This is a genomic window from Actinoplanes sp. ATCC 53533, assembly GCF_003947245.1.
In genome coordinates, this window is sequence record NZ_QHHV01000009.1 from 1 (window position 1) to 12773 (window position 12773).

A 12773-nucleotide genomic window follows, 5' to 3' on the forward strand; every position below is an offset into this window, starting at 1 on the left:
GCACAGCTGCTCGAAACGACCCGCGCAGACCGCCTTCTTCTCGACGAAGCCGCCCTTGATGACGGTATTGATGCCCTTCTTGTCGATGGCGATCGGCGTCAGGAGGATCGCGGGGATGTAGGAGCCCGACTCGGGGTCCTTCACCCTCCCGTTGTCCTTGATCTTCGGCGTCTGGCCCTTGTACAGCTGGATGGCCAGGTCGGCCGCCGCATCGGCTTCCAGCTTGATCGGCTTGTACACCGTCATGCACTGGTCACCGGCGAGGATGTTCTGCAGGCCCTGGACCGTGGCGTCCTGCCCGGTCACCGGGACCTTGCCGTTCATCTTGTCCTTCTTCAGGACCTCGATCGCGGCGTTGCCCAGGCCGTCGTTCGCCGCCGCCACGCCACGGATCTTCTTGTCGGTCAGCCGCCACATCTCCGTGAAGACGGTGGTGGCCTCCTTGTTGTCCCAGTCGGCGACCGACTGGTCCGGGCCCTTGAGGAACGTGCCGTCGTCGTATTTGACCTGCAGGGCACCGTCATAGCCGCGCTGGAACAGCGTGGCGTTGTTGTCGGTCGGCGAGCCGTTCAGGTTGGCCACCAGCGGCAACTTGGCGCCCTTCTGGTCCAGGCACTTGATCAGACCCTCGCCCTGCAGCCGGCCGACCTCGACGTTGTCGAAGCTGACGTAGTAGTCGGCGCCGCCGTTGAGGGTCAACCGGTCGTAGTCGATGGTCTTGATGCCGGCGGCCTTGGCCTTGGCGAGCACGGCCTTGCCGACGGCGGGGTCGAGGTTGGCGGTCATCAGGACCCGCACGCCGCTGGCGATCATGCCGTCGGCGATCTGCTGGAACTTCGCCTTGTCGCCCTGCGCGTTCTGGATGTCCAGGGGGACCTCCGCCGCGTCGAACGCCGCTTTCAGGAACTTGGGATCGTCCGTGCCCCAGCGTTGCGAGCTGGTGGTGTCCGGCAGGATCACGCCGACCTTGCCGCTGCCGGCGCCGCCGCGCGTGCTGGTGCCGGCACCGCCGGTTTGACCGTTGTCATCGGTGCAGGCGGCGGTGACACCGAGGGTGACCACACCCACGGCGACCAGAGCGAACATCTTCGTGCGCATCGCGACTTCCTCCCGGGCAGAGGGCGGCAAGGTTACCAGGCATCGGCGCTGCGTAACCTATTGATCGCAGCGAAAACTCAATGGATATGCACCGCTACCGAAGGTCACTACCGACGAGCTCGCGGCGGGCCTCCCCGGCGGCGTCCATGGCCATGTCGGCGGCGTGCGGGAGACAGCACGGCGAATTCGTCGCCGCCCAGCCGGGCGACGGTGCCACCGGCCGGCGCGAGCCTGAGCGGATCAGCCGATCCGGTACGAGGTGATCCAGGCCTGCGGGTCGCCCTTGCGGTAGAGCAGGCGCATGACCAGCGGGGTCAGGGCGTCCCGGAAGACGGCACCGACCGGTCCCGCGGTCTTGGTGCTGCCGCTGCGCCGCCCGTACGCGACGACCTTCTCGACCCGGTCGCGGCGCAGTCGCTCGTAGTCGGCCAGCGCCCCCGCGATGTCCGAGCGGGCCCGCAGGCAGCGGCCCAGGGTGACGGCGTCCTCGATGGCCATCGACGCGCCCTGGCCCGAGGACGGCGACACGGCGTGCGCGGCGTCGCCGATCAGGATCGTCCGGTCGTCGCGCCAGACCGGCACCCGCGGCAGGTCCCAGGTGTTCCACGGGCCGACGATCTCGTCGCTGGCCCGGATCAGCTCGGCCGCGGGCACCGCGTCACCGGCGAACAGCTCCAGCAGTTCCGCCCGCCAGCTCGCGGGGGTCCACTCGTCCGCCTCGGCGGGGTGCCGGCGCGACGGATTGGCGAACCACCACACCGAGTCGTCGGGCGCCGTGGCCCAGCCGAAGAACGCCCGCCGCCCGAACGCCATCTGCATGACACCGCGCGCGGGCCGCAGCGCCGCCGCGACCGGGCCGGTCGTGAAGCCGCCGGCGTTGAGCAGGCCGAGGTAGCGCGGCGCGGGCGCCGCCGGGTCCAGGGCCGTCCGGGTCCGCGAGTGCAGGCCGTCGGCGCCGACCAGCAGGTCGCCGCCGGCCGTGCTGCCGTCGGCGAACCGGACGGTGACCCCGGCGGCCGACCGGGTGATGCCGGTGAGCCGCTTGCCGTACACCAGCGGGATGCCGCGGCGCTCGGCCTCACCGCGCAGGGCCAGGTAGAGCTCGGCGCGCCGGATGGTCGTCGTGGTCGTGCCGTCCGGGTCCGGGTCGCCCAGCGGCAGCCGGGCCAGCTCACGGCCCGCGGAGTTGCGCAACGCCATGGTCGGCGTCGCGAAGCCGGCGGCGAAGACCAGGGCCGGATCGAGGCCGAGCGTGCGCAGGGCGGCCAGCCCGTTCACCGCGACGGTGAGGAACGCGCCGCGCTCGTCGGCCCCGCGGTCGTGGGCCTCGTGGATCACCGGGGCGAACCCGGCGTCGTGCAGGGCGATGGCGGCGACGGTGCCGGCGATGCCGCCGCCCGCGACAACTGCTGTCTTAGTCATTCTATGACTATGCATGCTATGACTAACGAGAGGCAACCCCGAGAAAACCCCTAGGCTGAGCCCATGACGTCTGCCGAGCCGCGCCGGTCCACGCTGGCGATGGTGCTGCTCGCGCTGCTGACGGAGGCCCCGACGCACCCGTACCGGATGCAGCAGATGATCAAGGAACGCGGCCAGGACCAGCTGGTCAACGTGGCCCAGCGCAACAGCGTCTACCAGGCCCTGGACCGCCTGGTCCGGGACGGGCTGGCCCGCCCCGGCGGCACCGCGCGCGAGGCCGGAAGGCCGGAGCGCACCGTCTACGAGATCACCGAGGAGGGCGCGGCGACCCTGCGCCGCTGGCTGACCGCCATGCTGCCGGCCCCGGCCCGGGAGTTCCCCGAGTTCCCGGTCGCGCTGGCGTTCCTGCCGATCCTGCAGCCGGCCGAGGTACGCACGCTGCTGGAGCGCCGGATGGCGGCGCTGACGGAGAAGCTGACGGTCATCGAGCAGCAGGCGCCGCCGGGCCTGCCGCGGTTGTTCCTGATCGAGGACGAGTTCCGCGCCGCGATGCTGCGTGCCGAGCTGGACTGGCTGCGCGCGCTGGTCGACGACCTGGCCACCGGGCGGTTCGCCTGGGACGAGAGCCTGATCGTGGAGACGCTCGCCGAGTTCGGCTAGAGGTCCTTGATCAGGTCTTCGGCGGCGGCGTACGGGTCCAGCCGGCCCGCGGCCACCCGGGCGGCGAGGTCGCTCAGCGCCGTGCCCTCGCGCAGCGAGCCCAGCCGGGCCCGGAGCGTGCCCAGCGCGATCGCCTCGACCTCCGCGGCCGCCCGGGCCTCGCGCCGGGCCTGCAGCCGGCCCGCGGACTCCAGCCAGGCGCGGTGTTTGGCGATCGCCGCCACCACGTCGTCGATGCCCTCGCCCTTGACCGCCACCGCCCGCACGACCTGCGGCCGCCAGTCCTCGGGGCCGCGCTCGCCGAGCGAGAGCATGCCCTGGATGTCGCGGTAGGTGGCGTCGGCGCCCGGCCGGTCGGCCTTGTTGACCACGAAGACGTCGGCGATCTCCAGGATGCCGGCCTTGACCGCCTGGATCGCGTCGCCCATCCCGGGCGCGAGCAGCACCAGCGTGGTGTCCGCGAGCGAGGCGATCTCCACCTCGGCCTGGCCGACGCCGACGGTCTCGACCAGCACGACGTCGCAGCCGGCGCCCTCGAGCACGCGGACCGCCTGCGGGGTGGCCGCGGCCAGCCCGCCGAGCTGCCCGCGGCTGGACATCGAGCGGATGTAGACCCCGGGGTCGGTGGTGTGGTCCTGCATCCGGATCCGGTCGCCGAGGATCGCGCCGCCGGTGAACGGGCTGGACGGGTCGACGGCGAGCACGCCGACCCGCTGCCCGGCCGCGCGCAGCGAGCGGACCAGCTCGTTGGTGGTGGTGGACTTGCCCACCCCCGGCGAGCCGGTCAGGCCCACGACCTGGGACCGGCCCGCGTACGGCGCCAGCGCGGCGGCCAGCTCGGGCAGCTTCTCGTCGCCGTTCTCCACCAGGCTGATCAGGCGGGCGACCGAGCGGGGGTCACCCTCGCGGGCCCGGGCCACGAGCGTCGGCACGTCGCGGCCCGGTCGTACGGAGGTGGTCACCCTGCCATCGTCCCCCACGATGAGGCGAGGCACTCGCATGGCTTTCCCGCCGCGGGTCGGCTCATGCCGAGGGCACCGTGATGAGCAGCGCGTCGCCCTGGCCGCCGCCACCGCAGAGCGCGGCCGCGCCGAGGCCGCCGCCCCGCCGCTTGAGCTCCATCGCGAGCGTGAGCACCAGCCGGGCGCCGGACATGCCGATCGGGTGGCCGAGGGCGATCGCGCCGCCGTTGACGTTGACGATCTCCTCGTTGACCTTGAGCTCGCGCATCGAGTGGAGCACGACCTGGGCGAACGCCTCGTTCATCTCGATCAGGTCGAGATCCGCGACCGTCCGGCCGGCCTTGCCGAGCGCGTGCTTGATCGCGTTGGCGGGCTGGGCCTGCAGCGAGCTGTCCGGGCCGGCCACGTTGCCGTGCGCGCCGATCTCGGCGAGCCAGGTCAGGCCCAGCTCCTCGGCCTTGGCCCTGCTCATCACCACGACCGCGGCGGCGCCGTCGGAGATCGGCGAGGCGCTGCCGGCGGTGATCGTGCCGTCCTTGGCGAACGCGGGCCGCAGCGCGCCGAGCGACTCGGCGGTGGCGTCGGGGCGCACGCCCTCGTCGGTGTCGATCAGCTTGTCGACCCCGCGCAGGCCGGCCTTGACCGGGACGATCTCCTCGGCGAAGCGGCCGTCGCGCTGGGCGGCGGCGGCCCGCTGGTGGCTCAGCGCGGCGAAGGCGTCCTGCTCGGCGCGGGTGATGCCCAGGCCGGCGCCGCTGCTCTCGGTGGACTCCCCCATCGAGACGCCGTCCCACGGATCCATCAGCCCGTCGAAGGCGGTGTGGTCGCGGACCAGGATGTCGCCGTACTTCTGGCCCTGGCGCTGGCCCATCAGCAGGTGCGGCGCGTTGGTCATCGACTCCATGCCGCCGGCCACCACGATGTCGAACTCGCCGGCCCGGATGAGCTGGTCGGCGAGCGCGATCGCGTCGAGGCCGGACAGGCACACCTTGTTGACCGTCACGGCCGGCGTGGTCATCGGGATGCCCGCGGCCACGGCGGCCTGCCGGGCGGTGATCTGCCCGGTGCCGGCCTGCAGCACCTGGCCCATGATCACGTACTGCACCTGGGCGGGCGCCACCCCGGCGCGTTCGAGGGCGGCGGCGATGGCATACCCGCCGAGAGCGGTGGCCGGCACGTTCTTGAGGTTGCCGAGGAGGCGGCCCATGGGCGTACGGGCGCCACTGATGATCACCGAGCTGGTCACGGGAGCTTCACTTTCTCAAGGCCTGAACGATGGTTAAGACAGCCTAGTACGTTCCCGGGCCGGGCGGAGATCGAGGATGTCACACTCTCCAGCATGGATTCTCTGCCGAGCGTCGGCCTGCTGCGCGTCGATCACGTCGGGATCGCCGTGGCCGACCTGGACGAGGCGATCGCCTTCTACGCCCGGGCCTTCGGGATGCGGTGCGTGCACCAAGAGACAAACTCCGAGCAGGGGGTCCGCGAGGCGATGCTCGCCGCCGGCGACGACGGCACCGGCGCCCGGATCCAGCTCCTCGCCCCGCTGCGCCCGGATTCCGCGATCGCGAAGTTCCTCGATCGCAGCGGACCCGGCCTGCAACAGCTCGCCTACACCGTGGCCGACATCGAGGCGAGCAGTGCCGCTTTACGCGCCCGCGGTCTACGGCTGCTCTATGACGAGCCGCGGCGCGGCACGGCCGGATCGCGAATCAACTTCGTGCACCCGAAGGACGCCGGAGGCGTTCTGGTGGAGTTGGTCCAACCTGCCTGATTCGTCAGCCTTGCGGGTGAAACATCCTGACGGCAACGCTGTGGCCTGGCAGGATCGAGCCCGTCACCCTGCGGCGCGGGCCGCCGTGTGAGACGATCTTCCACTTCGAGACGCACAGCAGGTAGTGGTGGGGCAACGCTGCGCAGGCGATCGCACTTCGCCGCCACCCGAACGGCCGACATCCGACCTCGGCGAGCGAGCCGAAGCCGATCTCGGGGCGGAATACCCGGCCCGTACGGTCTTGCGTCGCCCCCTGGGGGGTCTGCCAGTATGTCCCAATGCCCCAGCAGCAGGATGATCTCGCGTTCTTCGAGACAGCAAATTCGCAGCCCGACTTCACCGTAGTCCTGCGTGGATATGACCGCGGACAGGTGGACGCCCATCTCGGCCGCGTCATCGCCGCCCTGAACCAGTCGGAGCAGGCGCGCGGCGAGGCCGAGCAGCGGATGAACGACGCGCAGCGCCGGCTGCGCCAGGCGGAGCAGCGCCTCAGTGCCCTCGAGCAGAAGCTGGCCGACAGCAACAAGCTACTCGAGGAGAACAACCGGCCGACCCTCTCCGGGCTGGGCACCCGGGTCGAGCAGATCCTGCGGCTGGCCGAGGAACAAGCGAACGACCACCGCAGCGAGGCCAAGCGGGAGTCCGAGGGCATCCTCTCCGCGGCGCGGCTCGAGGCACGCGAGATCACCGACAAGGCCCGGGCCGAGGCCGCCGCGATGAAGGCGACCGCCGAGCGTGAGGCGGGGCAGGTCCGCACGCAGGCCGAGCGCGAGTCGGCGGAAAACAGGGTGCAGGCCCGGCGCGAGGCCGACACACTGCGCTCCGACGCCGACCGCGAGACCAAGCAGCTGCGCACGGTCACCGCGCACGAGGTCGCTGAGCTCAAGTCGACCGTCGAGCGCGAGGTCGCCTCGCTGCGGGCCACCGCCGAGCGCGAGATCACCCAGTTGCGTGCGAAGGCGGCCCGCGAGGCCGAGGAGAAGCGCGCCGAGGCCACCAAGATGCTCACCGACGCCCGCGACAAGCGCGACAAGGACCTGCAGGCCCTCGCGCTGGAGACCGCCGAGCGCCGGGAAAAGAGCGAGCGCGAGGAGTCGCAGCGGCACGCCGCCCAGGTCAGCGCCACCCAGAAGATGGTGGCCGAGGCCGAGGAGCGGGCCCGCGCCGCCGAGGACCGCGCCCGGGAGATCTCCCAGCGCGCCGAGAGCCGCCGGGTCGAGTCCGAGCGCAGCGCCGTCGAGACGGTCGAGAAGGCCCGCGCCCTGGCGGAGAAGACCGTCACCGAGGCGCGCTCCGAGTCGCAGCGGCTGCTCAGCGACGCGCGCACCGAGGCCGAGCTCACCACGCAGGCCGCCAAGCGCGAGGTCGACGACCTCACCCGGCAGAAGGACGCCGTCACCAACCAGCTCGGCCAGATGCTCTCCGGACTGTCCGGCCTGGTGCCGACGGTCGGCGCGGCGGCGAAGGCGGCCGAGGTCGTCAAGCAGGCCGAGGCCAAGGCCGACACCCCGGCGCAGCGCCCGGCCGAGGCCGGCGAAACGGGCAAGCCCGAGGCGGTTGCCAAGACAAGCTGAGTTGTTCGCCACTTGGTCCCCGGTTGCGCCACTCTTCGGTGTGCGCCACGGTTGAAGGGACCGGGTCGGCTGTTTGCGAGACGTCTGCGGGCCGTACCGGAGTCCTCCGGTACGGCCCGTTTGTTTCCGCAAGTAGCCTGAAGTACAGACAAACCGCAACCAGACGCCTAGTCCTGCCAGGTCGGTGTGTAACGACATGTCACGGGATGATGCGTATGTGAGGATGGAAAGCATGTCGCACGGCGGGGAAATCTTCGGTCTCGGTGGAGACGCAGCCTCCGAGCCCAGCTTCGAGACCGCCCTGCGGGGTTACGAGAAGAAGCAGGTCGAACGCTACGTAGCCCGGGCCGAGAACGAGATCGCCGCCCTCGCGAGCGAGCGCGAGCAGGCCTACTCGCAGATCCAGGCGATGGCCGGGCAGATCGACCGGCTTCAACAGGAGGCCGCCCAGTCCCGCCGCCAGCCCGGGCCCAGCGAGGTCTCCTTCCGCCACCTCGGCCCGAAGGTGGAGGAGATCCTCGCCAAGGCCCAGGAGGTCGCCACCGACATCAAGAATTCCGCGACCGAGGACATCGCCGCCCGGCTCGCCGAGGCGGAACGGATCCGCGCCGAGTCCGAGGCGCACGCTCACGACGGCATCCGGGATTTCGAGATCGCCCTGGCCGCCCGCCGGGCCGAGGAGGAGAAGGCCGACGCCGGCCGGCGCTCCGCCGCCGAGAAGGCCGTCGCGAGCAGCCGCCAGGCCGCCGAGCAGCTGCGCGCCGAGGCCGAGTCCACCCTCGCCCGGGCCCGCGCCGAGGCCCAGCAGCTCACCGAACGCGCCGCGCAGGCGGCCCAGCAGCAGCGCGCCGAGGTCGAGGGCTACGTCAAGTCCACCCGGGTCCAGGCCGACCAGGAGATCAAGGCCCTGCGCGACAAGACCCAGCAGGACGTGGCGAGGCAGCGCGCCGACGCCGACCGCGAGCGCGCCGAGCTGAAGGCCGTCACCGACCGCGAGGTCGGCCAGCGCCGCCAGCAGCTCACCCAGGAGCTGACCGAGATGCGGGCCAGCGCCGAGAAGCAGTGCGCCGACCTGCGCAGCGAGGCCGACAAATATGCCGAGGAGGTCCTGCGCCGTTCCGACGAGCAGGCCACCGCGATCCGCAAGGAGATCGACGGCCAGCAGCACAAGATCGCCACCGCCGGCCGGGAGCTGGCGGCCGCCCAGGCCAAGGTGGCCGAGGCGGAGAAGAAGGCCACCGAAGCCGGCGAGCGGGCCCGGGTGGCCGAGCAGGAGGCGCAGCGGGTCCAGCAGCGCCTGGCCGAGGTCAAGAAGGAGCTCGAGCGCGAGCTGGTGCACGTCGAGGAGGCCAAGCGGGCCGGCGAGGCCGCCGAGCGCCGCGCCACCGAGGTCCGCCGCCAGGTGCAGCGGGAGGCGAAACGGGTCGCCGAGCTGGCGTCCGCCGCCGTGCTCGCGGCCGCAGCCTCCCCGAGCGACGAGGACGACGACAACGAGCCGCCGCAGGCCGCGCCCGCCCCTCCCGCACCCGCCTCGCCAGCTCCCGCCCTAGCCGCTCCCGCCCCGGCCGCTCCCGCCCAGCCTGCTCCCGTCGTCGCGACCGGGCAGGCCGCCGTCGCACCGCGGACCGCCTCCCCGGTGACGTCGGCCGGCCAGCACGCCGCGCCGGAGCAGCCCGCGGCGACCGAGAAGGACGACAAGGCCGACCAGGCCACGGCGGCGCCGGCCAAGGTCACCGCCTCGGCCAAGGTCACCGCCCGCCCGGCCGGCAGCCGGGTCGGCGTCGACGCGGACTGACCGGCGGCCCATCCCCGGGCGGGTGGCGGGTGTTGGCCCGTACCGATACATTGCCCGCCGGGAAGTCCGGTCGCCGCACCGGTGGTCCACCGCTGCCCGGGCCTCCCGCGTCCCTGTGGAGGTGCCCGGTGACGGCCGACGAGCCCCGCCCGGCCGAGGCCGACGATCCGACACCGACACCGACACCGACACCGACACCGACAGAGGCTGCCGCTGAGCCGCCCGCCGACGACCCGCGCGACGACCGGCAGTTCGGCGCGCCCGGCCCCCGGCTGAACAGGCGCAACCCCTTCCTGGTCGGGCTGCTCGGCGGCCTGGGCCTGCTGACGGCGTACGGGATCTTTCTCGGCCTGCGCAACGCGGCGTCGATCCTGGTGCTCATCTTCGTCGCGATGTTCCTGGCGATCGGCCTGAACCCCGCCGTCACCCGGCTGCGCAGCTGGGGTCTGCCCCGCGGCCTGGCGGTCACTTTCATCGCGCTGGCCGTCGTGATGCTGCTCTGCGGTGGCGTGCTCGCGCTGGTGCCGCCGCTGGTCACGCAGACCGGGCAGCTCATCGAGAACGTGCCGGGCTACATCGAGAGCCTGCAGCGCAACGAGGCCGTCCGCGATCTGGTCCAGCGCTACGACATCCTGAACAAGGTGCAGAGCGCGCTGGACGCGGGCACGGTCACCAACGCGCTGGGCGGCGTGGTCGGTGGCGCGAAGCTGCTCTTCGGCACGATCTTCAACGTGCTGACCGTGATCGTGCTGGTCATCTACTTCCTGGCGGCCTTCGACCGGATCAAGGAGAGCGGGTACGCCCTGGTGCCCCGGTCCCGGCGGCAGCGGGTCCGGCTGCTCACCGACGAGATCCTCGGCAAGGTCGGCGCGTACATGGTCGGCGCGATCGCGATCGCCGTGCTGGCCGGCGTGTGCACCTGGGTGTTCGCGGTGGTGGTCGGGCTGGCCTACCCGTTCGCGCTGGCGGTCGTGGTCGCGGTCTGCGACCTGATCCCGCAGATCGGCGCGACCCTCGGCGCGGTCATCGTCAGCCTGGTCGGACTGGCCGACTCGCTGGGAACCGGCATCGCCTGCATCGTCTTCTTCCTGATCTACCAGCAGATCGAGAACTACCTGATCTACCCGAACGTGATGCGCCGCTCGGTGAAGGTCAGCGACGTGGCCGCGGTGACCGCCGCACTGCTCGGCGTGGGCCTGTTCGGCGTGCTCGGCGCGCTGGTCGCCATCCCGATGGTGGCGGCGATCCAGCTGATCGCCCGCGAGGTCGTCTACCCGAGCATGGAGGACAAATAACAAACCCTCTCCGGTACGGGCACACCCAGGTCGCGTGCCACCGGCCCGGCCGGATTGCCGGGCCAGGCCGTTGCGGGAGCGCCGGGCTGAAGACCTCGCGAGACCTCGTTCAGTCAGGTCATCGGGTCTGTCTGAGCATGTCCGCGAGGGCGTCGCTGTGGTCGTTGATCCACGTTTCGACGTCGTCGCGGAGCCAGATATCGCCCTGGGCAAGCTCGGCCGCCGGCTCGGGGAAGTCGCTGCGGCAGGTGAGCTCCCGCACGCGGTCCCTGCTGATTCTCACCAGCAGATCGAGGATCTCTTCGACCCCGGCGAGCTCCGGGGTGCTGACGTTCGCGGTGTTGGTCATAGCGACTCCTCTGGTCGGTCGACGGATTCGTAGTCTTCTGGCGGTCGGAGCTCACCGCCCGGTCGTGGGCGGGGCATGGGCACCAGATCGGGTTCGGGCAGTCGGCGTGCCACGCGGCCTTCCGCGCGGGCGTCTTGATCGCGGCGCCGTTGCGCTCCAGCCAGCACGGCATGCTCAGTCCCGGCTTGACCGAGGCGGTCGGCGCGCTCATCAGGTTCGCCCGCTGGACCGGTGAGCCTGGCCGGGGGTGAGCAGCGGCCGGGTCGCCGGCGCGACCATCCGCGGTAAGCGGACGGCCGAGCCCGGCGCCCGGGCCGGCCAGTCGTTCTCAACCGGACGCGGCTGTATCCGCCGCTGACGGTCGAACATCTGGACGACGTAGCAGGGCCATACCCCGATCCCGCACCGGCAGACCACCGTCCGCGGGGCATACCAGAGCCGCTGCGGCCCATGCCCGGCGTGGCGTCGCGCTCTCATCGCGCCTCCCTCGTCAGGGGAGGTGGCGGCCGGCATATGGGGGAGCCCTCACGGGCCGAGCGGTCCACCACCTCCTACGCCGATCGTGGCCGGGCGATCACGAGCGGTGAAGGCCTTGGGTGTCCGCTCAGGTGCCGCGACTGTCCGCAAACTTGCGGACAGTGGATATCAGGACGGTTCGGCGGGGCGGAACGCCTCGTACTCAGCCCGGAGGTCACGCGCTTCCGGGATGCCGGACTGCTCCACGTTGGCGACCACCTCGGAGGCACGCCACCAGTTCGATGCCACGACGCGACCGGAGCCGATCGCCTGGCTCGCGGCGGCGGCGGCCTCGTCCGGCTTGTCGGCAGCCAGCAATGCCAGCCCGAGATCAAGGTTCGCAGATGCGACCCGGCGTGGGCGGGCGCCCTCGGTTTCCAGCTCGGCGATCACGTCCCGGGCCACTCCCTCGGCGGCCGGATCCCTCGCCCACGCCAGCGTCGTCGCCGCGTAAGAGTGTGCCTTAGCCGGGTCGTACCGGTAATGGTGCTCGGGATGGTCGGGCACCGGCCGGGGTGAGGCGAGGCGTTCGACCCGGCCGAGGGCGTCTCGGGTTCGAGCTCGGTCGCCGAGCCGGGCCCACGCCCGGCCTTCCTGCGCGGTCGCCTGGATGAACGCCGAGCTTCCCTCGGGTGCGACGTCCTGGGCATGTTGAGACAGCTCAAGGGCCTGTTGGTAGTCACCCTTCGTCAAGACGTCCCAGGCCCTGGTCTCCAGGCACCATGCGGCGATCTCGGCGTGGTGCGACTGCTCGGCGAGTTGCCTGGCGGTACGCAGATATCCGTCGGCGGCGTTGGCCTGCCGAAGGTCGATGTGCAGGGTCGCGCGCAGGAGCGCAAGCCAGCCGCCGACGACGAGGAGCCGTTTGTGCTGGGCGAGGGTCTTGCGGGCGTCGACGAGCGACGACATGTAGTCCAGGTGGCGGCGCACCCGGGGCAACAGGTCGGCGGGTGGGGTGCGGGCGTATGCCATGGCCATCGTGTCGACGGCGCGTTCGAGCCGGTCAAGGGTGTCGTGACTGACGTCGGAAGCGGCGACCCGCTGGGCCAGTTCGAGGGCCTCGATTTCGGATTCGGTGTCGTCCGGCCCGGCCGAACGGAGTGTCGCCGCGAGCCTGCCGCCGCCGTCGAGCGCCTTGTCCAGGCGGCGGGCGATGGCAAGGTTCGGCGGCTTCTGGCCCGCCTCCAACTCCTGGATATAGGACTTGCCGTGGGTCACGCGGGCGCCGAGCTCGCGGAGCGACAAGCCGCTCTGAGCGCGGAGGCGCCGGAGTTCTTCGGCGAAGGCCGAGTGGCGATCGGAGGGCATCCGCGTCACATCCCTGCTAG

General features: G+C 71.7%; 11 protein-coding genes. 5 read left to right on the plus strand and 6 right to left on the minus strand.

Translation table 11 applies throughout. The features are described 5' to 3' along the window. The coding region (locus tag DMB66_RS02970; protein ID WP_148112715.1) for a sugar ABC transporter substrate-binding protein at positions 1-1098 on the minus strand (1098 nt) is incomplete at its 3' end. A 240-nt stretch (positions 1099-1338) separates the two neighbouring features. Continuing rightward, a complete protein-coding gene (locus DMB66_RS02975; RefSeq protein ID WP_125802437.1) occupies positions 1339-2520 on the minus strand; it encodes an NAD(P)/FAD-dependent oxidoreductase in 1182 nt (393 codons plus the stop codon). A gap of 63 nt (positions 2521-2583) precedes the next feature. Between DMB66_RS02975 and DMB66_RS02980 the strand changes: the two genes are divergently transcribed. Continuing rightward, positions 2584-3180, plus strand: coding sequence for a PadR family transcriptional regulator (locus DMB66_RS02980; RefSeq protein WP_199751843.1), 597 nt, complete (start codon positions 2584-2586; stop codon positions 3178-3180). Here the strand turns inward: DMB66_RS02980 and meaB are convergent. Together meaB and DMB66_RS02990 are read right to left on the minus strand one after the other, a co-directional pair. Further along, positions 3177-4142 (minus strand): methylmalonyl Co-A mutase-associated GTPase MeaB, encoded by a 966-nt coding sequence (meaB, locus tag DMB66_RS02985; RefSeq protein WP_233624259.1) that lies wholly within the window; start codon positions 4140-4142, stop codon positions 3177-3179. The two genes, DMB66_RS02980 and meaB, sit on opposite strands and share 4 nt — an antisense overlap. Positions 4143-4203: 61 nt before the next feature. Beyond that, positions 4204-5388: an acetyl-CoA C-acetyltransferase gene (locus DMB66_RS02990; protein ID WP_125802439.1), complete on the minus strand. Its 1185-nt coding sequence runs from the start codon at positions 5386-5388 to the stop codon at positions 4204-4206. A gap of 93 nt (positions 5389-5481) precedes the next feature. Here DMB66_RS02990 and mce point away from each other — a divergent pair, with 93 nt between their 5' ends. From mce to DMB66_RS03010, 4 genes are all read left to right on the plus strand, one after another. Beyond that, complete coding sequence (gene mce / locus DMB66_RS02995) at positions 5482-5916, plus strand: methylmalonyl-CoA epimerase (protein ID WP_125802440.1); 435 nt, start codon at positions 5482-5484, stop codon at positions 5914-5916. Between the two features lie 278 nt (positions 5917-6194). Beyond that, a complete protein-coding gene (locus DMB66_RS03000; RefSeq protein WP_125802441.1) occupies positions 6195-7490 on the plus strand; it encodes a DivIVA domain-containing protein in 1296 nt (431 codons plus the stop codon). Between the two features lie 223 nt (positions 7491-7713). Beyond that, positions 7714-9285: a Laminin subunit beta-1 gene (locus DMB66_RS03005; RefSeq protein WP_233624262.1), complete on the plus strand. Its 1572-nt coding sequence runs from the start codon at positions 7714-7716 to the stop codon at positions 9283-9285. Positions 9286-9413: 128 nt separating this feature from the next. Then, positions 9414-10580 (plus strand): AI-2E family transporter, encoded by a 1167-nt coding sequence (locus DMB66_RS03010; protein WP_233624260.1) that lies wholly within the window; start codon positions 9414-9416, stop codon positions 10578-10580. Between the two features lie 118 nt (positions 10581-10698). Here DMB66_RS03010 and DMB66_RS03015 read toward each other — a convergent pair whose 3' ends face one another. Further along, entirely contained in the window at positions 10699-10929 is a 231-nt protein-coding gene (locus DMB66_RS03015; RefSeq protein ID WP_125802442.1) for a DNA-binding protein, read from the minus strand. Positions 10930-11574: 645 nt separating this feature from the next. Beyond that, complete coding sequence (locus tag DMB66_RS03020) at positions 11575-12753, minus strand: helix-turn-helix transcriptional regulator (protein WP_125802443.1); 1179 nt, start codon at positions 12751-12753, stop codon at positions 11575-11577. Positions 12754-12773 lie beyond the last annotated feature (20 nt).

Excerpts from the sequence above, each read along its gene's own strand:
- mce (WP_125802440.1), top strand. The coding sequence starts at position 5,482 with ATGGATTCTCTGCCGAGCGTCGGCCTGCTGCGCGTCGATCACGTCGGG.
- DMB66_RS03000 (WP_125802441.1), top strand. The coding sequence starts at position 6,195 with ATGCCCCAGCAGCAGGATGATCTCGCGTTCTTCGAGACAGCAAATTCG.
- DMB66_RS02980 (WP_199751843.1), top strand. The coding sequence starts at position 2,584 with ATGACGTCTGCCGAGCCGCGCCGGTCCACGCTGGCGATGGTGCTGCTC.
- DMB66_RS03015 (WP_125802442.1), bottom strand. The coding sequence starts at position 10,929 with ATGACCAACACCGCGAACGTCAGCACCCCGGAGCTCGCCGGGGTCGAA.
- DMB66_RS02975 (WP_125802437.1), bottom strand. The coding sequence starts at position 2,520 with ATGACTAAGACAGCAGTTGTCGCGGGCGGCGGCATCGCCGGCACCGTC.
- DMB66_RS03020 (WP_125802443.1), bottom strand. The coding sequence starts at position 12,753 with ATGCCCTCCGATCGCCACTCGGCCTTCGCCGAAGAACTCCGGCGCCTC.
- DMB66_RS03005 (WP_233624262.1), top strand. The coding sequence starts at position 7,714 with ATGGAAAGCATGTCGCACGGCGGGGAAATCTTCGGTCTCGGTGGAGAC.